This window comes from Streptomyces sp. NPDC043952, assembly GCF_056435325.1.
In genome coordinates this window covers 34916-57781 of record NZ_JBWKES010000004.1, presented here as the reverse complement: position 1 = coordinate 57781, position 22866 = coordinate 34916, and the positions used below count along the sequence as shown (strand labels likewise).

General features: G+C 73.3%; 20 protein-coding genes. 12 read left to right on the top strand and 8 right to left on the bottom strand.

Going from position 1 to position 22866, the window contains the following annotated elements; translation table 11 throughout:
• Window positions 1–55: 55 nt before the first annotated feature.
• The 3 genes from AC069R_RS05725 to AC069R_RS05715 form a co-directional block, all read right to left on the bottom strand.
• A complete protein-coding gene (locus AC069R_RS05725; RefSeq protein WP_478764831.1) occupies window positions 56–1216 on the bottom strand; it encodes a serine hydrolase domain-containing protein in 1161 nt (386 codons plus the stop codon).
• 133 nt (window positions 1217–1349) lie between these two features.
• Window positions 1350–2021 (bottom strand): SCO2400 family protein, encoded by a 672-nt coding sequence (locus AC069R_RS05720; RefSeq protein ID WP_478764829.1) that lies wholly within the window; start codon window positions 2019–2021, stop codon window positions 1350–1352.
• A gap of 37 nt (window positions 2022–2058) precedes the next feature.
• Window positions 2059–2541 (bottom strand): ATP-binding protein, encoded by a 483-nt coding sequence (locus AC069R_RS05715; protein WP_478764828.1) that lies wholly within the window; start codon window positions 2539–2541, stop codon window positions 2059–2061.
• Window positions 2542–2657: 116 nt separating this feature from the next.
• Between AC069R_RS05715 and AC069R_RS05710 the strand changes: the two genes are divergently transcribed.
• From AC069R_RS05710 to AC069R_RS05700, 3 genes are read left to right on the top strand one after another with little or no spacing between them, the layout of a single operon-like run.
• Window positions 2658–3485 carry a helix-turn-helix domain-containing protein gene (locus AC069R_RS05710; protein ID WP_478764826.1) on the top strand — a complete coding sequence of 276 codons (828 nt, stop codon included), beginning with the start codon at window positions 2658–2660 and terminating at the stop codon, window positions 3483–3485.
• Entirely contained in the window at window positions 3482–3724 is a 243-nt protein-coding gene (locus AC069R_RS05705) for a DUF397 domain-containing protein (RefSeq protein WP_478764825.1), read from the top strand. The genes AC069R_RS05710 and AC069R_RS05705 overlap by 4 nt, the downstream gene beginning before the upstream one ends.
• Window positions 3725–3751: 27 nt before the next feature.
• Window positions 3752–4045 carry a DUF397 domain-containing protein gene (locus tag AC069R_RS05700; protein WP_478764823.1) on the top strand — a complete coding sequence of 98 codons (294 nt, stop codon included), beginning with the start codon at window positions 3752–3754 and terminating at the stop codon, window positions 4043–4045.
• 106 nt (window positions 4046–4151) lie between these two features.
• Here AC069R_RS05700 and AC069R_RS05695 read toward each other — a convergent pair whose 3' ends face one another.
• Window positions 4152–4505, bottom strand: coding sequence for a hypothetical protein (locus AC069R_RS05695; RefSeq protein ID WP_478764821.1), 354 nt, complete (start codon window positions 4503–4505; stop codon window positions 4152–4154).
• A gap of 160 nt (window positions 4506–4665) precedes the next feature.
• On the opposite strand from AC069R_RS05695, the gene AC069R_RS05690 reads away from it, so the two are divergent.
• Complete coding sequence (locus tag AC069R_RS05690) at window positions 4666–4959, top strand: DUF6087 family protein (protein WP_478764820.1); 294 nt, start codon at window positions 4666–4668, stop codon at window positions 4957–4959.
• Window positions 4960–5011: 52 nt separating this feature from the next.
• Here AC069R_RS05690 and AC069R_RS05685 read toward each other — a convergent pair whose 3' ends face one another.
• Window positions 5012–6532: a DHA2 family efflux MFS transporter permease subunit gene (locus tag AC069R_RS05685; protein ID WP_478764819.1), complete on the bottom strand. Its 1521-nt coding sequence runs from the start codon at window positions 6530–6532 to the stop codon at window positions 5012–5014.
• Window positions 6533–6657: 125 nt separating this feature from the next.
• Between AC069R_RS05685 and AC069R_RS05680 the strand changes: the two genes are divergently transcribed.
• The gene (locus AC069R_RS05680) at window positions 6658–7692 is read left to right on the top strand and encodes an Lrp/AsnC family transcriptional regulator (RefSeq protein WP_478764817.1); all 1035 of its coding nucleotides are present in this window, start codon (window positions 6658–6660) and stop codon (window positions 7690–7692) included.
• Window positions 7693–7735: 43 nt separating this feature from the next.
• On the opposite strand, the gene AC069R_RS05675 is transcribed toward AC069R_RS05680, so the two are convergent.
• Window positions 7736–8194, bottom strand: a complete 459-nt coding sequence (locus AC069R_RS05675) for an RrF2 family transcriptional regulator (RefSeq protein WP_478764816.1) — start codon at window positions 8192–8194, stop codon at window positions 7736–7738.
• 74 nt (window positions 8195–8268) lie between these two features.
• Between AC069R_RS05675 and AC069R_RS05670 the strand changes: the two genes are divergently transcribed.
• From AC069R_RS05670 to AC069R_RS05655, 4 genes are all read left to right on the top strand, one after another.
• Window positions 8269–11214, top strand: a complete 2946-nt coding sequence (locus AC069R_RS05670; RefSeq protein ID WP_478764815.1) for a glycoside hydrolase family 35 protein — start codon at window positions 8269–8271, stop codon at window positions 11212–11214.
• A 126-nt stretch (window positions 11215–11340) separates the two neighbouring features.
• Window positions 11341–11946 (top strand): toxin-antitoxin system, toxin component family protein, encoded by a 606-nt coding sequence (locus AC069R_RS05665; RefSeq protein WP_478764814.1) that lies wholly within the window; start codon window positions 11341–11343, stop codon window positions 11944–11946.
• Window positions 11943–13163 carry an MAB_1171c family putative transporter gene (locus AC069R_RS05660; RefSeq protein ID WP_478764813.1) on the top strand — a complete coding sequence of 407 codons (1221 nt, stop codon included), beginning with the start codon at window positions 11943–11945 and terminating at the stop codon, window positions 13161–13163. Before AC069R_RS05665 ends, AC069R_RS05660 begins: the two co-directional genes overlap by 4 nt.
• A gap of 49 nt (window positions 13164–13212) precedes the next feature.
• Window positions 13213–13794, top strand: a complete 582-nt coding sequence (locus AC069R_RS05655) for a hypothetical protein (RefSeq protein ID WP_478764811.1) — start codon at window positions 13213–13215, stop codon at window positions 13792–13794.
• Here AC069R_RS05655 and AC069R_RS05650 read toward each other — a convergent pair.
• The gene (locus AC069R_RS05650) at window positions 13739–14656 is read right to left on the bottom strand and encodes an ATP-grasp domain-containing protein (protein ID WP_478764810.1); all 918 of its coding nucleotides are present in this window, start codon (window positions 14654–14656) and stop codon (window positions 13739–13741) included. The genes AC069R_RS05655 and AC069R_RS05650 overlap by 56 nt on opposite strands.
• Window positions 14657–14790: 134 nt before the next feature.
• On the opposite strand from AC069R_RS05650, the gene AC069R_RS05645 reads away from it, so the two are divergent.
• The 3 genes from AC069R_RS05645 to AC069R_RS05635 all read left to right on the top strand — a co-directional run bounded on the left by AC069R_RS05645 (window position 14791) and on the right by AC069R_RS05635 (window position 18851).
• Complete coding sequence (locus AC069R_RS05645; RefSeq protein ID WP_478764808.1) at window positions 14791–15822, top strand: MerR family transcriptional regulator; 1032 nt, start codon at window positions 14791–14793, stop codon at window positions 15820–15822.
• A gap of 148 nt (window positions 15823–15970) precedes the next feature.
• A complete protein-coding gene (locus AC069R_RS05640) occupies window positions 15971–17434 on the top strand; it encodes an acyl-CoA synthetase (protein WP_478764807.1) in 1464 nt (487 codons plus the stop codon).
• Entirely contained in the window at window positions 17427–18851 is a 1425-nt protein-coding gene (locus AC069R_RS05635) for a carboxyl transferase domain-containing protein (protein WP_478764805.1), read from the top strand. Before AC069R_RS05640 ends, AC069R_RS05635 begins: the two co-directional genes overlap by 8 nt.
• Here the strand turns inward: AC069R_RS05635 and AC069R_RS05630 are convergent.
• A complete protein-coding gene (locus tag AC069R_RS05630) occupies window positions 18820–22497 on the bottom strand; it encodes a S8 family serine peptidase (RefSeq protein ID WP_478765283.1) in 3678 nt (1225 codons plus the stop codon). The genes AC069R_RS05635 and AC069R_RS05630 overlap by 32 nt on opposite strands.
• Window positions 22498–22866: the final 369 nt, after the last annotated feature.

Here is a 22866-nt window from a genome sequence, read left to right as displayed (position 1 = left end):
CCCCCGGCGTTTGCGGCCACTGGGTGGGGATGCGCGTCCCCACCCGGAAGGGCCGTCACCCGGAGGCCGTCGCCGCCCGGTGCACCGCCCGTACCAGCCGGTCGTTCTCCGGCGCCGCCCCGTAGGGGAAGGTGAAGCGGCGCCGGGTGTACCCGTACGCCAGGCCGGCGTGCGGGTCGGCGAACGCCTGGGTGCCGTTGGCGCCGCTGTGGCCCACGGAGCCGGCGCCCAGGACGGGGTGCCAGAGGTCGGCGGTGGCCTGGAAGCCGAGGCCGAAGGACCGGTGGTCGCGGGTCACCAGGTCGTAGCCGGCGGAATGGATCCGGCCGAACTCCGCGACCGTGTCCGCCTTCAGCAGCGGCGCCTTGCCGTCAACCTCCCCGATCATCGCCGCGTACATCCGCGCGAGTCCCCGCGCCGAGGCGATCCCGCCCGCCGAGGCGGGGCCCTTGGCACGGATCAGCGGATCCTCGTACAGCCGCTCCAGGACGGTCGGTTCGGCGCCGTGCCGGTTGAAGGCGATCGCCTCCAGGGTGTGCGGGCCGCGCGGCGAGGCGTCGATGAGCGCCCGCTGTTCCGGGGTGGGAAGCAGCGACTGCGGACCGCGGAAGCGGGGGTCGGCGGTGGCCGGCAGGCCCAGGTGGAAGTCCAGCCCGTAGGGGACGCGGACCCGGTCCTCGTACAGGTCCTGGATCGTCCGGCCGGTGGCCCGGCGCACCACCTCACCCGTCAGCGCGCCGATGACCAGCGCGTGGTAGCCGAACGCGGCTCCCGGTCGCCAGAACGGCCGCTGGTCGGCGAGGTGTTCGGCGATCGCACGGTCGTCCGCCAGCTCGGCGCGGGTGAACCCGGCGTCCGTGCCGACCAGTCCGGCCCGGTGCGCGAGCAGGTCCCTGAGGGTCAGCTCGCCCTTGCCCTCGGCCGCGAACTCCGGCCAGTAGTACGTGACTTTGCGGTTCAGCTCCAGCGTGCCGTCCTGCACCAGCAGCGCCGCGACCAGGTGGGCCGCGCCCTTGGTGGCCGAGAACACGCCGTACAGCGCCTCGCCCGTCCCGCTCGGGCCCGCCCACAGGTCCACCACGCACCGCCCGCGCACATAGGCGCACAACTGGCCCTCGTAGTCGTCCCGTTCGGCCGCGACTAACGCGGCGAATTCCTCCCTGACCGCCTCGAACCCCTCGGCGACCGTGCCGTGCACGGCGTTGTTCTGCGTCATCCGCACTCCTTCTGAACCTGTCCCTGTAACGACTCAACCGCCGTGACGTCCCTTCGGTGTCATCGATGCCCCGAACGGCCGATGGCATGGGAGAGGCGCAATTCCGGCGGGCCTGACGCCGATCGGGGCTTGATCAGGTGCACCACCACAGGAAGCGGTCACAGGTGCGGGTCGGGGACGGCGCCGGGGGCGGCGGGGAGGTCGCGGGGGCGGTGGTGGGGGGTGGGGCGGCCGGCGGTGTCGTGGCCGGGGTGGTGGGGGCGGTGACGGGCGAGCCGGGGGCGGTGGTGGCGGGGGGTGGCGCCTTCGCCGTTCTGCTGGTGGCGGAGGGGGAGGCGGAGTCACTGGCCCCCGCCGACGGGGATCCGCTCGCGGAGGCCGTCGGGCCGGAGGTCGCCGAGACGTCGCTGACCCGGTGCGGAGCGGTCGTACGAGCCGAAGGACCGGAGCTGTCGCCGGCCGAGGTGTCCTTGACGGTGGCCGTACCGCCGCCGGTGAAGGGCAGCGGCGCGTCGGTGCCGAGTTCGGCGAAGCCGAGGCCGCCGGCCGCGAGCGCGAAACCGGCGGCGAGGAGGGCGGTACGGCGACGCTTGCGGCGGTGGGCGGCGGCCTTACGACTCCGCCGCTCCGCCCGGCCCCCTACGGACTCCGGGGGCTCTCCCCCCGACCCCTGTCCGGGCTCCCCGTTCTCCGGCTCCACCCGCGCCGGACCGGGTATCCGGTCGGCCGGTTCGGCCGGTGTTCCGCACCCCGGACAGACCAGGGCGCCGTTGAGGTGCCGTCGGCACGGGAGGCAGTAGTCCATGACGCCCGGAAGACTAGGGTCGACGCGCGTCACGTTCCTAGGCACCGCTGTGAATGTTTGGTGCGGGATCGAAAACGTTCTCGAAAGACGCCGGTACGGCGACGATGGCCCGCACGGTCTTGCCCGGCGGCGGCTCCCGGTCCACCACCTCCCAGCGCCGCGCCACCGCGTCCACGAGCAGCAGCCCGCGCCCGGACTCGACGAGCGGGGAGGGCGGGGGCACGCTGCCGGGGCCGGGCGGCTGACACTCCGACCGGGTGTCGCTCACCTCGATCCGGATACCGTCCGCGTTCCGGGCGAGCCGCAGCTCGAAGTCCCGCCCCGGCACGCGGCCGTGGGTGACGGCGTTCGCGGCGAGTTCGGCGACGACGAGGGCGACGGCCTCGGTGGTCTCACTGTCGTAGGCGAACCCCCAGGCGTCCAACTGCGCCACGGCGAGCCGCCGCGCGAGGCGTGCGCCGCGGGGGGTCGAGCTGAGGCGTTGGACGAGCGTGGGGGTGATGACCGGGAGTGCTGTCATGCGCCCAATGTGGGGCGCGGGGAGGGGGGTTCACCAGAGGTGACGCGCGTACGCTGCGGGGGCGTACGCGGTCACGGGCTGGACAGTACTCATGACGGGGCGTGACGATCTGTCGCATGGCTACGGGAAGCGACGGTGAGCCGGAGTCGTCGGTAAGTCTGCGCACGTTCGGGGCGGTGCTTCAAGCGCTCCGCGAGTATCACGGGCTCACTCGGGAGGAACTTGGGGAACTCGTGGGGTACTCCAAGCACACGATTGCCTCGATCGAGTTGGGCAGGCGTATGCCCGACCCCGACTTCATCGAGGCGGCGGAGGCGGCCCTCGGCAACACGGGCGCCTTCCGACGAGCCGCCGAGCATCTTGAGCGCGAGCCTGGACTGGCTTCCTGGTTCCGCCGCTGGGCGATGCTGGAGCAAGTGGCCATCACGCTCTACACGTACGAGTCCAGGATGGTGCCGGGGCTCTTGCAGACGGAGCGGTATGCGCGGGTGTTGTTCACCGAGCAGCTTCCGCCGCTGAGTGACAGCCAGATCGAAGAGCAGTGGCTCGCCCGCGCCAAGCGCCAGCAGTTGCTGTGGGAGCGGCCGAACACGGCGTTCAACTTCATCCTGGAGGAGCACGTCTTCCGGCGGCGCACAGGCGGAGTGGACATCACTCGGGAACTCATCGACCACGTGCTGGAGGTCGGTGAACTTCGCAATGTCGAGATCCAGATCATGCCGACCGTGCGGGAATCTCACGCCGGTCTCGATGGCCCCATTCAGCTGCTGGAGACCCCGAAGCACAAGTGGTTCGCCTACTGCGAAGGTCAGCGCGGTGGGCTGCTCGTCTCCGAACCGAAGGAGATCAGCATCCTCCATCAGCGGTATGCCAGGATGCGCTCACAGGCTCTCAATCCGAAGACCTCCCGGAGCCTGTTGCAGCGGATGCGAGGGAACCCATGAACTGGTTCAAGAGCAGTTACAGCAGCGGCGGCGACGGCGACTGCGTCGAAGTCGCCCTGAAATGGCACAAGTCGAGCTACAGCAGCGGCTCAGGGGATGACTGCGTCGAAGTCGCCACCACCCCCGCCACCATCCACATCCGCGACTCCAAGAACAAGCAGGGCCCCCAGCTCGCGCTCACCCCCACCACTTGGTCGGCCTTCGTCTCTTACGCCGCGGAGACCGAACCCCAGAGCTAGCCCGTTACAGCTGATGCGAGGGAACCCATGAACTGGTTCAAGAGCACGTACAGCAGCAGCGGCGACGGCGACTGCATCGAAGTTGCCCTCGTCTGGCACAAGTCGAGCTACAGCAGCGGTTCAGGGGACGACTGCGTCGAGGTCGCCACCACCTGGCGCAAGTCCAGCTACAGCAGCGCGTCCGGCGACAACTGCATCGAAGTCGCCACCACCCCCGCCACCATCCACATCCGCGACTCCAAAACCAAACAGGGCCCCCAGCTCGCCCTCTCCCCCACCACCTGGTCCGCGTTCGTCGCCTACGCCGGCGCGCACGGTTAGCGCGCAGGCGAGAGGCCGCCGCCGGGAACAGGCAACGCGACGCTATGACCTGCAACAAGGCGTCCCCGCCCGGATCGGCCGGACGGGGACGTCGTCGCTCCCGAGATCAGACGGTCCCCTCGATGCGTTCGAAGATGTCCGCGTCCGTCTCCCGCTGCCAGGCGGGCAGGTCGGACCAGTCGGCGACGTATCCGGGCTTCGGGTCCTCGAAGTGCCTGAACATCTGGGCGGTCCAGCAGATCGCGACGAATCGGCCCTTCTGCTCGCGGGTGAGCCGGGCCGCATGTCCGCCGCTGACCAAGATGAAGTCACGCACCTGCCCGTACACGGCGGTTGCGGCTTCGCGCTCCCACGCGGGCGTCTCGTCCCACGGCGTGACGTAGCCGGGCTTCGGCTCGCCGGGGTAGTGCTTGTGCACACCGTCGATCCACGCCTCGCGGAAGATCCGGCCGTCGTTCATGCGCGTGTCCCTCTCGTCATGCGGTGCGCGAAAGCGCCGCGATCCGGTGATCAAGAGTCGAGACTCGGTCATCGGACATGAGCGGGGCAAGACGTCGATGTCCCGCGGTCCCCTCCCTGTGCTGGGAGCACCGGATCGTCTGACCCACTACGCTCCGGGCATGGACGACGAACCGCTCGCCCAGTGGGCCGAGCGTCGGGACGCGAGGATCGGGCAGCTCCGTGCCGTACCCCTCGTGACCGGCGACGGTCCGAGGGCATCGCATCTGAACCCCGATGCGCCGCGTGCGATCCAGCGGTGGAACGGCCATCTGTGGGAGGCGCACGGCTTCGCGGCGAACCTCGCGGAAGCAAGGCTCATGCTGTTTCCCCGCGCCGAGGCTGCCGCCGCTCCGGAGGCGTCGCCGAAGCTCGGCCCCGGAACCGGCAGGCATCGGAAGCCTCCGACGCCCTGATCGCCTCCGCGCGGAACACTCCGGTCCCGGCGGCCGCCTGGAGGAAGGTCGGTCAGGCGTGGGCGGGGACCGGTTGCTGTTCCTCCACCGCCGGGGCGACCCGCTGGGGGCGCATCAGGATCAGGGCCAGGACTCCGGCGAGAAGGCCCACTGCTCCGGCGACGGTGAAGCCGGCCCGCAGGGCGTGCGCCGCGGCGCCGTGCAACGCGTCGGCCAGTTGCGCGCGGCCCGCGGCCGGGGTCGCGGCCAGGACGTGGCCCGCGCCGCCCCCGGAGAGGGCCCGGCCGAGGGCGGCGGCGCCCCGGACCTGGTGGTCGGTGAGCCACGCGGCCGACGAGGACGCGAAGACACTGCCGAGGACGGCGATGCCGATGGCGTGGCCCAGCTGGCGTGCGCTGTTGGTCGCGCCCGCGGCCATCCCGGCGCGCTGCCAGCCCACCGCCGCGGTCGCCGAGGAGCCCAGCGTGGGCAGCGTGGCGCCGACCCCGACGCCGATCACCGCGTAGCCGACGATCAGTGCCGTCCAGTCGGAGCCCGCGCCGATCAGCAGGGTCTCGGCCAGGGCCCCGGCACCGATCAGCACCATGCCCACGCCTATCAGCAGCTGCGGACGGACGCCGTGCAGGAAGCGGCCGACGACCAGCGAGGTGCAGAACGAGGCGACGGACAGCGGCAGTCCGGTCAGCCCCGCCTCCAGCGGGGTCAGGCCGAGCAGGGACTGGAGCCAGATCGACGTGTAGGCGAGCATCGCGAACGCCGCGACGTTCACCGTCAGCGACGCGATCATGATCCCGGTGAACGAGCGGCTGCGGAACAGGGACAGGTCGAGCATCGCGTGCCGCGAGCGGGCCTGGACGACGAGGAACACGAGGAAGGCGACGACGGCGAGGGCGAACAGGCCCAGGACCGCCCCGGAGGTCCAGCCGTGCTCCTGCGCGCGGATCACCGCCAGGACGAGCGCCGAGGCGGCCACCGTGAACAGGACGGTTCCCGTCCAGTCGGGCCGGCGCCCCGGCGTGGGCCGGTCCGCGGTAAGCGCCTTGGCCGCGAGCCAGACCGCGGCCACGCTGATCGGGATGTTGACGTAGAAGATCCACCGCCAGCCGGCGGCCTCGGTGAGCAGACCGCCGAGGACGGGGCCGACCGCGGCGGCGGCGCCGGAGACCGCGCCCCACACGCCGTAGGCGGTGCCCCGGTCGCGCCCCTGGTAGGAGGCGTTCAGGAGCGGGAAGGCGGTCGCGAACATCGCGGCGCCGCCCAGGCCCTGCACGGCACGGGCCGTGATCAGCGTGCCCGGATTCGGCGCCGCGCCGCACACCGCGGAGGCGAGCGCGAAGGCCACGAGGCCGCCCAGGTAGACGCGCCGGTGTCCGGTCAGGTCCGCGAGCGCTCCCACGCCGAGCAGCACCACGGCGAGGGCCAGGGCGTAGGCGTCGATCACCCATTGCAGCGAGGCGAACGTGCTGTGCAGGGCGAGGGACATGTCGGGGAGGGCGACATTCACGATGGTGACGTCGATCAACAGCATGAACGAGCCGAGACAGACCGCCAGGAGGGGCAGCCATTTACGCATGGGAACACGCGTCCTTTCCTTCGGTACGCCCACCACCCTCGGCGACCGCCGGACCGTGCTCCAAACCAGCCCCCTGGCCCGGTCCAAAACCTCCACACTGCCGCCGTTCATGGGACGATCGGCTCATGCCCGACGCGCTGGACCGACAGATCATCCGAGCCCTGCAGTGCTCGGCGCGCGCCCCTTTCGCCCGGATCGCGGAGGCCGTGGGGGCGTCGGAGCAGACCGTCGCCCGTCGCTACCAGGCGCTGGTGCGCAGCGGTGTGGTCCGCGTCCACGGACGGGTCGCGCCCGCCTCGTACGGGCAGGTCGAGTGGGTCGCCCGGATCGCCTGCCGGCCCGACCGGGTGGGGGCGCTGGCCGAGGCGCTGGTGCGCCGGCCCGAGGTGTCGTTCGTCCGGCTCGCCTCGGGCGGCTCGGAGATCATCTGCCTGCTGCGCTCCTCGGCGGGCGACTCCGGGGACACCGTCCTGCTGAAGGAGCTGCCCCGCACCTCGGCCGTGCTGAACCTGCACATCGACATGATCCTGCACGACTTCGGCACCGGGCTGTCCGCCGAGTGGAACGGCTACGGCGGCCGGCTGACAGCCGAGCAGCAGGCCCTGCTGACCGGCGGTACCGCGCCGCCGTCCGGGCCGTACCACGAAGTCACGGACGACGACGGGCCGCTGCTCGCCGCGCTCGCCGAGGACGGCCGTGCCACCCATGCCCGGCTGGCCGCCGAGACGGGCTGGAGCAAGGGCCGCCTGCTGCGCCGGCTGGCGGCGCTGGAGGAGTCCGGCACCCTCTCCTACGAGGTGGACCTGCTCTCCGAACTGCTCGGGCACCCGCTGCACGCCACGCTCTGGCTCCGCGTCCCGCCGCACCGTCTGGAGGCGGTCGGCGAGGAGATCGCCCGGCACGACCAGATCGCCTTCGCCGGTGCCATCAGCGGGCCGGACAACATCATGGCCATCGTCATCTGCCGGGACACCGACGACCTCTACCGCTTCCTGACCCGGCAGATCGCGTCGATCCCGGACATCGGCGGCTACGAGGTGAGCATCCGCGTCCGCGGCTTGAAACAGGCCGGTTCCCTCATCACCGGGGGACGCCTCACCCCGGCCCCGCGGCCGTATGTCCGCCCCAGGGGCACGGGCCGGGGCGCGAAGGGATCATGACCGCCCCCTCGGGGCACAAGCTCGGGGCACAAGGCCCTCTCCCCTACGGGTTCTCCCACGCCGCCGGTTCCGCCGCCAGGGCGCCGACCGGGTCCGGCAGGCCCCCCGCGGCCAGGTCCCCGATCGTCACACCCTCCAGGATGCGGCGGACGCCCGCGCGCAGCGCGATCCACAGGGGGAGCAGGGGTTCGGCCGTGCCGGTGTAGGTGAGGCCCGTCGGGCGTTCGCCGCGGACCGAGACGATCGGGCCGTCCACGCCCCGGATGACGTCGGCCACGGTGATCGCCGACGCCTCGCGGGCGAGCCGGTAGCCGCCGCCCCCGCCGCGCCGGCTGTCCACGATCCCGGCGCGCCGCAGATCGCCGAGGATGCCCTCCAGGAACTTGTGCGGAATCCCCTGGGCGGCCGCGATTTCCTCTGCTTTCACCGGCCCGTTACCCTGCCGTACGGCCAGCTCCAGTACCGCCCGTACCGCGTAATCCGCCCGTGCCGAGATCCTCATGGGTCCATTGTGGGTCGTCCGCGCGTGGAGAATGGCCGCACCCGCGCCCCGTAAGATCGCCGGGAGGATCCACCTTGGCGCTCAGCAGACGTACCTTCAGTGCCCTGACCGGCTCGGCCGCGCTCGGTCTCGCCCTCGGCGGCAGCGGCGGGACCGGGGCGCCCTCGGCGTACGCGGCCCGCAGCGTGCCGACCGGTCCGGTGCCCGCCCCGCCGCGCGCGGACGGCGAGCACCACACCATCGGGTACGACCGCTACTCCCTGCTGGTGGACGGCAGACGGCTGGTCGTGTGGTCGGGCGAACTGCACCCCTTCCGGCTGCCGAGCCCGTCGCTGTGGCGGGACGTGCTCCAGAAGATGCGCGCGCACGGCTACAACGCCGTGAGCGTCTACGTCGCCTGGAACTACCACTCCCCCGCTCCGGGCAGGTACGACTTCTCCGGCGTCCGCGACCTGGGCCTGTTCCTGCGCACGGCCGCCGAGACCGGGCTCTACGTCATCCTGCGCCCTGGCCCGTACATCAACGCCGAGGTGGACGGCGGCGGTTTCCCCGGCTGGCTCACCGCCGCCAAGGGGCGGGCGCGCTCGGCCGATCCGGCGTACCTCGCGCACGTGGACGAGTGGCTGACGCAGGTGAACCGGATCGCCCGCGAGCACCTGTTCACGCAGGGCAAGGGCACCGTGCTGCTCTACCAGATCGAGAACGAGTTCGACGCTCGGGTGGGCTCGGCGGACAGCCGCGCCTACATGTCCCACCTGTACAAGAAGGTGCGCGCCGACGGCATCGACGTACCGCTGTTCCACAACGACAAGGGACGCAACGGGTATTGGACTCCCGGCTCCTTCGACACCGGTGGCGAGCGCGGCGGTTGGCTGTACGGCTTCGACGGGTACCCCTCGCCGTCCCAGACCCCGCCGGACTGGGGGACGTTCGGGCCCGGCGGGGCCAAGGGCGGCGCCAGCGCCTCGCCCACCACGCCCGGATTCGTGCCCGAGTTCGGCGGCGGCTGGTTCGACCCGTGGGGCGGTTCCTTCTACGACGGCAAGGGGTACGCCGAGGCCCGCCGCACCCGCGACGCCGCCTACGAGCGCCGCTTCTACCTGACCAACCTCGCCAACGGCATCACGCTGCACAACGTCTACATGACCTTCGGCGGCACCTCCTGGGGCTGGCTGCCCGCGCCGGTCGTCTACACGTCGTACGACTACGGCGCCGCGATCGACGAGGCCCGCAACGTCACCGCGAAGATCGCCCCGATGCACCAGCTCGGGCATCTGCTCCAGCGCGTCCCCGACTTCGCCAAGCTGGACCGCGCGGCGGAGGTGCGTGCCGAGGGGCTGAAGGTCTACCACCTGACCAACCCGGACACCGGCGCCCATGTGTACGTCGCCCGGAACGACGGCAGCGAGGCGGTGACGGCCGAACTGCCCACCGCCGAGGGTGACTTGCGGATCACCGTGCCCGGCAAGGACGCCAAGCTGCTGGCCACCGGCCTGTCCCTGGGCAAGCGGAAGCTGAAGTACGCGACGGTGCAGCCGACCATGTGCCTGACCGCCGGGCGGCAGGACGTCGCCGTGTTCACCGGGCGCAAGGGCGAGATGGCCGAGCTGGTGCTGCACTGCGACACCGACCCGGACGTGATGCGGCTGGACCCGGAGGCCGCCTGGGGCGTGGACGACTCGGGGCTGCACGTGAACGCCCCGCTCGGGCAGAGCGGGCTGATCCGCGTCCTGGTGGAGAAGGGCGACACGGACACCCCGCTGCTCCTCCTCTTCGCCGACGACGCCACCTCCGTACGGCTGTTCCCGTACGACACCCCGTCCGGCTCCCTGCTGGTGTACGGCCCCCAGCTGCTGCGCCACGTCGAACTGCGCGGCTCCGAGGTCCACTTGACCGGTGACATCACCGATCCGACGAGCGTGGAGGTGTGGGGGCCGCGCGGCATCTCCACCCTGGTGTGGAACGGGCGCCGGCTCGCCACCCGCGTGACGATGTCCGGCAGCCTGATGACCACCCGGATGCTGCCCGCGGTGCCGGAGGTCCGGCTGCCCGCGCTCGGCACCTGGCGGATGCGCCGGGAGAACCCCGAAGTGGGCCCGAGCTACGACGACTCGACGTGGAAGGCGGCGGACAAGAAGACGTCGTACAGCACCACGGCCGTCCCCAAGGGCCAGCCGGTGCTGTTCGCGGACGACTACGGGTTCCACTACGGGGACGTCTGGTACCGGGGCGTCTTCGACGACTCCACGGACATCTCCGGGATCGCGCTCGGCTACAGCACCGGCACCCAGGGGCTGTTGATGGCGTGGCTGGACGGGGAGCCGCTGGGCACGCACCGGATGCCGGTGCCGGACGCCACCACGATCCGCAAGGGCACCTGGTCGGACACGGCCTCCTTCCCGGTGCGCGACGCGCTGCGCTCGCCCGGCCGGCATGTGCTGTCCGTCCTGGTCCGGCGGATGCAGCACGACCAGGACGGCAGGTCGGACGACACCCACAAGGCGGCGCGGGGCCTCACCGCGGCGGTCTTCAAGGGCGCCTCGCCGAAGGTGCGCTGGCGCGTCCAGGGCGAGGGCCGCCCCGACCCGGTGCGGGGGCCGCTGAACAACGGCGGGCTGCACGGGGAGCGTTCGGGCTGGCATCTGCCGGGGTTCGCGGACGGGGACTGGGACACCGTGGACCTCCCGCGCGCCGAGCGGTATCAGGGGGTGACCTGGTACCGGACGACCTTCCGGCTGGCCGTGCCCGGCGACGTGGACGCGTCGATCGGGCTGACGCTCCAGGACGATCCGTACCGGGCGTACCGGGCCCAGATCTTCCTCAACGGCTGGAACATGGGGCAGTACATCAACGACGTGGGCCCGCAGCACACGTTCGTGCTGCCGAACGGGGTGCTGCGCACGCGGGGCGAGAACACGCTGGCGCTCGCGGTGCTGTCCGAGTTCACGACCCTGTCGGGGCCCGGAGAGGTCCGGCTGACCCTGCTCGGGAAGGCGGCCGGCGGGTTGGTTGTGTCTTGAACCACGCCTCCGGGATCGCGTGACGCGGGCGGGTCCCGGCACGTACGCTCGACGGAACCGCGGCGGCCGGCGGCCGTGAGCGGCGGGAAGTGCGGGCGGTGGCGGCGGACGCGGGAAAGGGGACGGATGGGTATCGCGGGCGCGCGAGGGCGGGCGGCACGGCTGACCGCACGACTGCGACGCTCCGGCGGCTCCGGCACGGCCATGCGCTCCCTCGCCGGCGAGCTTGCCTCGGCGGTCCGCGCCCGGCCCGAAGCACCCTCCGATGTACGGGGGTTGTGCCGGGCGCTGTGCGAGGAGATGAGCGCGCTGCGCGGCGGACGGCCGCTTGAGCTGCGGTTCGAACGCTTCCCGGACGAGATCGAAGTGACCGGGCTGTGGGTGGAGTTCGCCGACTTCGACCTGATCATCGTGGAGGACCGGGCCGAGGATGTGCAGCAACTGGTGATTCTCGGCCACGAGTTGTGGCATCTGCACGCCGGGCACCGGCACCACCACCTGGCCGGCGACGCGGCGGCACGGGCCTTCGCGGACGCCCCCGGCTGGCCGGACAGGGCGCTCACGGTGGCCGCGCGCAACGGGTCCCGCGAGGCGGACGAGGCCGAGGCGGACGACTTCGGGCACCGGCTCGCCACGCTGTTCCGGGCCCGGCCCGGCGGGTCCGGGGACGCGCCGCCCGACCCCTTGCAGCGGGCGCTCGGCTATCGCGGGCGGGGCGGAGCGGCGCGGTGAGCACGCTGGCGCTGGACCCTTCAGCGCTGCTCGGCCGGCTGTACATCTCCCTCTGGATCCCGGCGGCGCTGCTGACCGCCGCGCTGCTGCTGAAGCTGCCCACGATCATCCGGCTGTGGCGCGACCCCCTGCTGCGCGCGGTCGGCGGGGTGCTGCTGTTCGCCAGCACAGTGTTCGTGTGCTGCATGCCGTCGGTGATCCACCGGATGAACGTGCTCACCGGGGTGCCCAACTTCGCGGCACCGCTGTGCTATTCGCTGATCGCCGCGAACTCCGGGGCGGGGCTGCTGTTCATCGTCACCTGGCGCAACGGTCTGCCCGAGCGGTCCGCCGTCACCCGGCGGGCGACACGGTGGATCGTCTCCGGGTACGCGGTGGTGATCGTCGCGCTGTGGGTGCTGTTCGCGCTCGCCGACGTGCCGGTGGAGCGGGTGCGGGACCTCGACACGTACTACGCCCGTACGCCCTTCATGCGCGAGGAGATCCTGCTCTATCTGCTGGCCCACACCGTCGCCTGCGCGCTCGGTGCCCGGCTGATCTGGAACTGGGTACGGGACCGGGGGCTGGACGCGTGGCTGCGGTGGGGGCTGCGGCTGCTGGGCGGCGGGTACGCGCTGAGCCTGCTGTACGACGCGGCGAAGGTGACGGCGGTGGCCGCGCGCTGGCTCGGCCGGGCCCCGGACTGGCTCAGCACGAACCTGGCGCCGCCGGTGGCCTCGCTCTCCGCGATCCTGCTGGCGGCGGGCTTCATCCTCCCGCACGCCGGGCAGGCGCTGCACGAGCGGTACCGGGTCCGGCTGGCGCATCACCGGCTGGGGCCGCTGTACCGGGTGCTGCGCCCGGTGGCCGGAGCGGGCCCGCGGTTCTCGCTGCGCGCCCCGGCGGAACTCCGGCTGACCCGCCGCGAGACGTACATCCACGATGCCCTGCTGCCGCTCGCCCGGCATGTGGACCCGGAGCTGACGGACCGGGCGTACGCGGCGGCGCGCGCGCTGGGGCATCCGGCGGCGCGGGCGCGGGCCTTGTCGGCGGCGGTGGGGGTGCTGGACGCGATCGAGAACGGGAGCGGCGGGGGGACGGCCGGCGGCTCCGAGCCCGCGTCGCTGCTGCGGGACATCGCGTCCATCTCTTCGGCACTGCGGCGGCCGAAGGCGGTGGCGACGGTGCGGGCGCTCGCGACGGCGACACCGGTTCGGGGGGTCAGGGTTCCGGAGTGAGGGGACCGTAGCCGCGGGCAGTCGTGCCGCTTGGGGACCCCAGGGCACCATGGATGCCGTGGCTCTTGATTTCCAGTTGGTGTTGCTGCGGCGTATGGCCGATCACAATCCGGGACTCGTGGACGAGGCCCGCAGGACGCTGGGCGTGTCCGCCGCGCAGCTGCGGGAGGCCAACAAGCGGTGGCAGGCGATGGTCCGGTCGCCCGGGGCGCGGGGGGCCGCCGCGCGGTACCGGTCGGTCCTCGGGGAACCCGAGAGCGCCGAGCCCCGCAGGCTCGGGGACGTCGACTGCGAGGCCCGCCGGTGGGCGCTGCCCCTGTGGCCCGACCTCCGGTTCGAGGTGCTCGTGGGCCCCGACGGCGCCGTATGGAACGAATGGCTCGTACGGGCACCCGGCGCCGCACCCCCCGGCCTGCGCACCCTGGAAGACCTCGCGCCCTGGTCCTGCACCGTGGACGAACTCGCCCGCGCCTTCCCCCCGGCCCGCCCCCTGGAGGGCACCGCCCCCACCCGCTGGGGGCTCGCCTTCACCGCGCCCGACCGGGAGGGCGTGCCCCACGAGATGGTCGCCGAGTTCACCTGGGGCCTGCTCCAGCGCACCGCGCGGGTCGGTCCCCGGAGCCCGCGCTGAGGATCGCCGCCACCGTGCGGGGCAGGGACTCGGGATGCAGGAAGAGGAAGAGGTTCGGCTCGACCAGTTCGAGTTCCATCAGGCGGGGAGCGCCGTCCGGGCCGTCGGCGAGGTCCACACGGGCGTAGAGGAGGGGCGCGGAGGCGGCGGGTACGGCCGCCAACGCCTTCTTTGCCACGGCGAGTTCGGCGTCCGTCGGCTGCCAGGGGGTGAGGTCGGGGTGGGCGACCTTGTCGGCGTCGTACGGGGTGCCGGGTGAGAGGACGGCGCCCTTGCGGCTCGCGTGCAGCAGGCGGCCGCCGAAGAACTGGAGGGCGCGTTCGCCGGTGGCGTCGATGCCCTTCAGGTAGGGCTGCACCATCGCGGTGAACCCCTCGGCGTGCATCCGCGCGAGGTGCCGTACGGCCGTCTCGTGCTCGGCGGGCGTGTAGCGGGCGGCGAAGCGGGCGCCCGCGCCGGAGGTCGGCTTGATGACGTACTCGTGGTCCGTGGGCAGGGCGGGGGGAGCGTCCTGACCTGGGGCGATGTAGCGCGTGGAGACGGTGGGGACGCCGGCGGCGGCCAGCTCGCCCAGGTAGCGCTTGTCGAGGTTCCAGCGGATGACCTCGGCGGGGTTGGCGATCCGGGTCGTCCGGGAAACCCGGTCCAGCCAGGCCGTGAACTCCGCCGCGCGCCAGCTGTAGTCCCAGGTGGAGCGGATGACGACGAGATCGTACGCGGACCAGTCGATGTCGGGGTCGTCCCAGTAGGGGGCGTCGGCCCGCGCGCCGGCCTCGTTCAGCGCCCGCACCAGCACCGGCAGGTCCGCGTCCCTGCTCGGGGCGGCGCCGGGGTCGTAGGTGGCGAGGGCGATGCGGGGCACGGCGGGACTCCCTGTCGTACGGCATGCGAACACCCGCGAGGCTAACAAGCGGCCCGGAACCGGGACAGGGGGTTTGACCTTCACCTTTGGTGAAGCCCCAGTATCGGTGGCGGAGGACGAGAGACGGGGGCGCGATGGAACCGCTGACGATCGGGGCGTTCGCCCGGCTGAGCCGGCTGTCACCGAAGGCGCTCCGGCTGTACGACGAGCTGGCGCTGCTGCGGCCCCACCGGGTCGACCCCGAGACGGGCTACCGGTACTACACCGCCGGGCAGTTGGGGCGGGCCCGGCTCGTGGCCTGGCTGCGGCGGCTCGGGATGCCGCTCGCCGGGATACGCGCCGTGTGCGACCTGGAACCGGACGAGGCCGCGCGGGAGATCGGCGCGTACTGGGCGCGGGTCGAGGCGGAGACGGCGGTACGGCGGGATCTCGCGGCGTTTCTCGTCGACCAGCTGACCGGCACGACCGACGCACCGGAAAGGGAACCCACCATGACGCTGGAACTGCGGCACGCCGCGCTCACCGACCGGGGGCTGGTCCGCCCCGCCAACCAGGACACCCTCTACGCGGGCCGCAGGCTGCTCGCGGTCGCCGACGGGTTCGGGCCCGCGGGGCTGGCGGCGAGCGGGGCGGCGGTGGGGGCGCTGCGGTACCTGGACGAGGCGCCGTCGGTGCCCGTGGACGGCGAGCTGGGGGAACTGGGCGTACTCGGGGCGCTGGAGGACGCGGTGCGGTCGGCGGGGGCGGCGGTGGCGGAGCTGGCGGGCGGGACGAACGAGGTCGGCACCACGCTCACGGCGCTGCTGTGGACCGGGTCCCGGCTGGCGCTCGCGCACATCGGGGACTCGCGGGCGTATCTGCTGCGCGGTGGCGAGCTGTACCGGATCACGCAGGACCACCGGGTCTCACCGCGGGATCTGCTGCTGTCCAAGGCGCTGACCGGGGGCGCGGAGGTCGTCCCGGATCTGCGCCTCCACGAGCCGCTGCCGGGGGACCGGTACCTGCTGTGCTCCGACGGGCTGACGGAGGCGGTGCCCGACGCCCGGATCAGGGAGCTGCTGGCGTCGGCCTCGGGGCCGGAGGAGCTGGTCGCGGCGGCGCGGGGGGCGGGGGCGCCCGACAACGTGACGTGCGTCGTCGCGGACGTGTCCGTCCTGGCGGCCTGACTCGCCCACGGCCGGCTGGGAGGCGGCCCCAGGGACAGCCCCACCCCCGGCGCCCGCACCCCCCTCACCTCACCCACGCACAGTCGTCCCCCGGTCGATCCTGGTGTAGGAAGGGGCTGAACGGTCGCGAGAGTGAAGGGGTGCGTGGGTGTCGTCGCTTTTTCCTGGTCTGGTCGGTGGGCCGCGGGAGCGGTCCGCGGTGCGGTTCGGTGAGCGTTCGCTGACGTACGGCGGTCTCGCGGACGCCGCCGGCGCGGTGGCCCGGCGCGTCCCTCGGGGCGGTCGCGTGGCCGTGTGGGCGACGCCCGAGCTGGAGACCGTGGTCGCCGTCGTCGGCGTGCTGCTCGCCGGTGCCGCCGCCGTGCCGCTCAACCCCAAGTCCGGGGAGAAGGAGCTGGCCCATATCGTCTCCGACAGCGCCCCCTCCCTCGTCCTCGCCGCTCCGGGCGCCCAACTCCCGCAAGTGCTGGGCGACTTGGAGCGCGTCGATGTCGACGCCGGCGCCCGCGCGGACGCCCCGCACCCCGAACTTCCCGACGACGCCCCCGCCCTCGTCGTCTACACCTCCGGCACCACCGGCCCGCCCAAGGGCGCCGTACTCCCCCGCCGGGCCCTCACCGCCACCCTCGACGCGCTCGCCGACGCCTGGCGGTGGACGGAGGCCGACGTGCTGGTGCACGGGCTGCCGCTGTTCCATGTGCACGGGCTCGTGCTCGGCGTCCTCGGCCCGCTGCGCCGCGGCGGCTCGGTGCGGCACCTGGGAAGGTTCTCCACCGAGGGCGTGGCCCGCGCGCTGGCCGACGGCGCGACCATGCTGTTCGGCGTGCCGACGATGTACCACCGCATCGCCGAGGCCCTCCCCGGCGACCCCGAGCTGGCCAAGGCGCTCGGCGGGGCCCGGCTGCTGGTCTCCGGCTCGGCCGCGCTGCCGGTGCACGACCACGAGCGGATCGCCGCGGCCACCGGTCGCCGGGTCATCGAGCGGTACGGCATGACGGAGACGCTGATGAACACCAGCGTCCGCGCGGACGGGGAGCCGCGGCCGGGGACGGTCGGGGTGCCGCTGCCCGGCGTCGGGCTGCGGCTCGTGGAGGAGGACGGGAGGGAGATCGGCGACCGGGACGGGGAGACCGTCGGGGAGATCCAGGTCCGCGGGCCCAATCTGTTCACCGAGTACCTGAACCGGCCCGACGCCACCGCCGCCGCGTTCACCGCCGACGGCTGGTTCCGTACCGGTGACATGGCCGTGCGCGAGCCGGACGGGTATGTGCGGATCGTCGGCCGCAAGGCCACCGACCTCATCAAGAGCGGCGGCTACAAGATCGGGGCGGGCGAGATCGAGAACGCGCTCCTGGAACACCCGGCCGTCCGGGAGGCGGCGGTCACCGGGGAGCCGGACCCGGACCTGGGCGAACGGATCGTCGCCTGGATCGTCCCGGCCGACCCGGAAAGCCCGCCCGGCGCCGAGGAGTTGGCGGACCATGTCGCCCGCCGGCTCGCCCCGCACAAGCGGCCCCGCGTCGTCCGCTACCTGGACGTCCTGCCCCGCAACGACATGGGGAAGGTCATGAAGCGGGCCCTGACCGACGCCGGCCCCGCCGCCGATGCCTGAGCAGCGGCGCACCGCGCGCGAGGTGCTGGCCCTCGTCACGGACGACGGCACCTTCACCGAACTCCCCTCCCCCGCACGGGAGTCCAGGCCGGACGGCCCGCTCGCCTGGCAGGGGTACGACGCCTCGCGCGCCCGCGCCGCCGAACGCACCGGCGAGGAGGAGTCCGTCGTCTGCGGCACCGCGACCGTCGGGGGCACCCGCGCCGTGCTGATCGCCTTCGAGTTCGGCTTCCTCGGCGGCTCCCTGGGCGAGCGCACCGGGGACCGGCTGGAGGAGGCGTACGCGCATGCCCGCGCACACCGGCTGCCCGTCGTGCCGTTGATCGCGACCGGGGGCAGCCGGATGCAGGAGGGCATGGTCGCGCTGACCCAACTCCAGCGGGTGGCCCGGCAGTCGGCGCTCACCCGTGCGGCGGGGCTGCCCCAGATCGCCGTCCTGCGTGACCCCACCACGGGCGGCGGCTGGGCCACCCTGGGCGCCGGCGCGGATGTGATCCTGGCCCTCCCCGGCGCCCAGGTGGGCTTCGCCGGCTCCCGTGTCCGCCCGGCCGGCGCCGACCCCACCGCCTACACGGCCGAGGCCCAGGTGGCGGCGGGCGCGGCGGACGCGGTCGTACGGCCGGAGGAGCTCAAGGAGGTCCTGGGGGTGTGGCTGCGCCTGCTGTCGGGGACGAGCCGGGCCCTGCCCGCATCCGCCCATGGCGATCAGCCTCCACCCGCGCCCGCCCCCGCCGATCACCCTCTGCCCGCGCCCGTCCCGGCGGCTCTCGCGCGGACAGACCTCCCCGCCACCGGCTGGGCCGCCGTCCAGCGCGCCCGCTCGCCCGAACGCCCCCGCGCGGGCGCCTACTTGGACGCCTACTTCACCAGCCGCGTGCACCTGGGCGGCGACCGGTGCGGCGGTACCGACCCCGACGGCATCCTCTGCGGGTTCGGCGAGCACCAGGGTCGTACCGTCGCGTTCGCCGCGCAGACCGGGGTGGGGACGCGGCCCGCCGGGTACCGGACGGCGGCCCGGCTGATCCGGCTGGCGGACCGGCTCGGGGTGCCGGTGCTGACGCTGGTGGACACCCCCGGCGCCGCGAACGACGCTCAGGCCGAGCGGCAGGGCGCCGGTGCGGCCATCGCCGAGGTGTTCGGGGCGGTGGCCGGGGCGCGGGTGCCCCTGACCACGCTGGTGATCGGCGAGGGCGGCTCCGGCGGCGCCCTCGCCCTGGCCGCGCCGGGCAACACCTGGGCCACGCCGGACAGTTACTTCTCCGTGATCGCCCCGGAACTGGCCGCGGCCATCCTCAAACGCCCGGAGGAGGAGATCGAGCACACCGCCGACCAGCTCCGCATCCGCCCACAGGATCTGGTGGAGCTGGGGGTCGTCCGGGGCATCGTCAGGAACACCGGCGCGGACAGCGCCCCCTAAGGGGCACCCCCCTCACCCCCACCGCCTCGATGATCTCCTCCGACACGGACCCACCCCGGTCGTCCCGCGCCGACGCCCGCAGTGAGACGGACGCCGCACCCGACGGCACCGTCAGCGCCCCGTGCCACGACGCCCCGGCCCCCGTCAGCCGCACCTGCCGCCAGCTCGCGCCCTCGTCGTACGACACCTCCAGCCGGCCCCCGCCGAGCGTGCCCGTCCCGGTGGCGCCCGCCATGTAGCTCGCGCCCAGGGTCACCGGCAGCCGCCGCCCGGCGGGCACCGTGCCGGCGAGATCGGTGGGCAGGCCGTAGGAGAGGTTGATCAGCGGCAGTGTCGTCGCGTGGTCGTCCGGTGTCCGGGCCGAGCGGAAGGTCCACTCGGTGTGTCCCCGCGTCGCGGGTTTCCAGTGCTCCGCGTCGAGGGCGGTGTCGGTCACGACCCGGTACGTGTGCTCGTCGGCCGGTGCGTCCCAGACGAAGGCGGTCGAGCCGGACTCACGGTCCGCGAGGGTGCCGTCCTGGTAGACGGACGTGGTCTGGGTCATGCCGCTGTCGCCCCACACATCGCCGAACCCGGTGTGGTCGGGGCCCGAGTCGCCCCAGCCGGGCGTGTTCAGCTGGATCTGGTTCCCGGTGCGCTGCTCGCCCCAGCCGAGCCCGGTGCCGAGCCAGGGGTGCCACACCGGCTGGAACCAGTGGAGCCGGGGCCGGGTGCCGCCCTGGTAGTGGACCAGTCCGCCGCGTTCCTCCAGGGTGCCCGTGCCGATCGTGACGGACTCGGTCCACAGCTGGCCGGGGCCGGTGGAGACGTAGTCCGTGCGTACGGCGGGCAGGTCGATGTTCTCCTGGAAGCCGATGCCGACGGGGAAGGTACCGGTGACGGAGTAGCGGAACTCGCCGCCGCTCGTCGGCCGCGCCGCGTGGAACGTGACGTGCACGGCGGCGAGTTGGCGCGGCGAGGGGCGGTAGGTGAGGTCGCGGTCGGGGATCGAGCCGGTGTGGCCCGCGGAGAGGTCGTACACGTAGGGCGAGTCGGGGGTGCCGGTCATGTCGGCGGTCGGGTGCGCCCGCAGCCGGGCCGCGTCCGCCTGGTTCACCGTGGCGATCAGCAGCGGGCGGTCGGTGTCGTCGTCGTTGCCCCACCAGTCCAGCAGCCGGCCCGGCGCGTCGTCCGTGACGAACAGCGCCTTGGCGCCCGCGTCCTGGGCGGCCCGCGCGAGGGCCAGCGGGTCCGCGCCGGGGGCGAGGTGTGCCAGCACCGCCTTGCCGGAGGCCGAGGCGGGCACGGGCCCGTCGCCGGCGTCCACCAATGGCAGTCTCCGCCGTCCGGCGGTCAGGGTGCCGCCCGGCTGGACGGTCGCCTCCCCGATGCCCCTGACCTCCAGCTGCGGCTTCGCGAGCCGCCACACCGTGCGGTACTCGAAGGTGCCCCGGGTGACCTCGGGGGTGGGCGCGGCGAAGACGCTGTCGTAGGCGAGGGGCACCTGGACCGCGCCGGACAGGTCGGCGCCGTTCGCGGAGCGGTCGTACTCCATGAGGAGCTGGTGGGTCTCGGTGCGCCGGGGGACGGCCGCCTTGATCTCGCGCAGCCGGGTGCCGTCGAGGGTGATGTCGCTGTCGTGGTCGAGGGTGACCTCGGGTGCGGAGAGGAAACCGAGGCCGAGCGAGTCGGCGCCGTGGCTGCCGTGCACGTCGAGGAAGGAGGTGAGGGCGTACGTCCCCGGTTTGAGGCGGAGCTTGAGGGTTCCGGAAGTCTCGACGTGGTCCGACTCGGGGTCCTCGTTCCGGGCGAGTCGCTGCACGGTGAGGTCGGCGGCCGTGGGGTTGCCCGAGCGGTCCGTGACGTGGACCGTGAGGGTGTACCGCTCGTCCTCCTTGACCAGCCCGAACACGGTGTGCGCGCGCACCGTGCCGGTGTCGTCGGTGGCCGTGATCTGCCCGCTGGTGCTGCCGACCGGCGCCCTGGAGCCGTCGCCGGTGACGGTGGTGGTCGCGGTGCCGTGCGCGGGGACGGTGAGGGAGGTGTCGGCGAGGGTGGCGACGCCGGCCGGGGCGCCCTGCGCCGAGAGGGTCAAGTGGACGGCGCTGTCGGAGGAGTTGGTGTAGGTGAGGGTGCGGGTGACCGGCTTGTCCGCGGGGTAGGGCCAGCGGTAGAAGCCGAGGTCGGCGCTGCCGGTGGCGGTCACCGTGGCCCGTACGGCGTCCGGCACGCTCACCCGTCCGGCGCCCACCGTGTAGGCGGAGACGCCGAGTTGCTTCGAGGTGGACATCAGCGCGTCCTTCAACTGGGCGCCGGTCCAGTCGGGATGCTCCTGCGCGAGCAGTGCGGCCACCCCGGCGACGTGCGGCGTCGCCATCGACGTACCGCTCATGGTGGTGTAGTAGCCGCTGCCGTCGGTGAGTTGGGAGCGGGCGGCGAGAATGTCCACGCCGGGGGCGGACAGGTCGGGTTTGAGGGCGTCGTCGCCCGTGCGGGGGCCCTCGCTGGTGAAGGAGGCGGGCTGGTCGGCGGAGTCCACCGCGCCGACGGTCAGGGCCGCGTCGGCGGCGCCGGGCGAGCTGATGGAGGAGGGGGCGCCGGAGTTCCCGGCGGCGACCACGAACAGCGCGCCGGTCTCCTGGGAGAGGCTGTCGAGGGCCTGGGACATCGGGTCGGTGCCGTCGCCCGGTTCGCTGGAGCCGAGGCTCATCGAGACGATCCGGGCGTGCACGTCCCGCGCGGCCCACTCCATCCCGGTGATGATCTGCGACTCGCTGCCGGAGCCCGTGTCGTCGAGCACCTTGCCGACGGCGAGGGTCGCGTCCGGCGCCACGCCCTTCTCCTTGCCGCCGGAGGCGGCGCCGCTGCCGCCGACGGTGGAGGTGACATGGGTGCCGTGGCCGTCGCGGTCGGCGACCTCCTCGCCGTCGACGAAGCTCTTGGACTGGCTGATCCTGCCCGCCAGATCGGGGTGGGTCAGATCGGCGCCGGAGTCGAGGACGGCGACGGTGACGCCCTTGCCGGTCAGCCCGGCGTCCCACGCGCTCCGGGTGCCGATCTGGGCGTTGCTCTCGGCCATGTCGGCCTCGACCCGCCCGTCCAGCCACACCTTGTCGATGCCGTCGCCGCGGGTGAACGACCGCCAGAACGCGGTCCCTTTGCCCGCCTCGACGGCCGCGCCGCGCAGGCTGGGCAGGCTCCGGGTGCGGGAGGTGCCGGCCGGGGCGGTGGCGGGGACGCGGGTGTCCTTGCCGTAACCGACGATCAGCGGAAGGGCTTTGGTGCGGTTGTCGGTGAGGCCCTGGCGGATCAGCGCGCTCACGTCGAACAGCCGCTCGTCCAGCCTCCCGGAGCGCAGGTACGGCAGCGCCTCGTCCGGTACGACGGTCAGCTCGCCGTTGCTCGTCCGTGTGCGCACGGCCCCGGTGGCGCCGCGCGGCCGCCGCACGGTGACGGTCTTCCTGCCGTGCCCGAGGTCGGTGACGGTCACCTGGTCGCCGGTGACCAGGGTGACGGTCGCCGGGGCGGGGCCGGAGCGCCGCACCGCCACGTCCGCCGGTGCCGGGCCCGTCCCCGCCGCGGCGACCGCGCCGGGTACCGGCAGCGCGGCCAGCACGAGCCCCGCCGACAGCAGCGCCGCCCGGCGCCCGGCCGGCCCTCCGGTCAGGCGTCCGGCCGTCCCTCCGGCCGTCCCTCCGGCCGTCCCTCCGGCCGGTCCTCCGACCAGGCGTCCGACTGGTCCTCTCGTCAGGCGTCCGGCTGGTCCTCTGGTCATCCGTGCCCTCTTCCGCGTGCTCTTTCCCGTGCGGACCGCGCGCCCGGAGCGCGGCCCGTTCGGGACTGTCGTGTACATGCCTTGCGGGTAGGCACGAGTGTGGTGCGCGCGCCGGGAGCGCACAGGGGGCCGGGCATGGCGGGTTGTCGCGGTGGCGGGTTCTCGCCACGCCGTGCCGGTTGACCCGCTCGGGCGTAATGAGTGGGACCGCCGAAGGCCCGTCCGTACCATGGTGGTTGCTCACAGGACTGCGACGAGGGG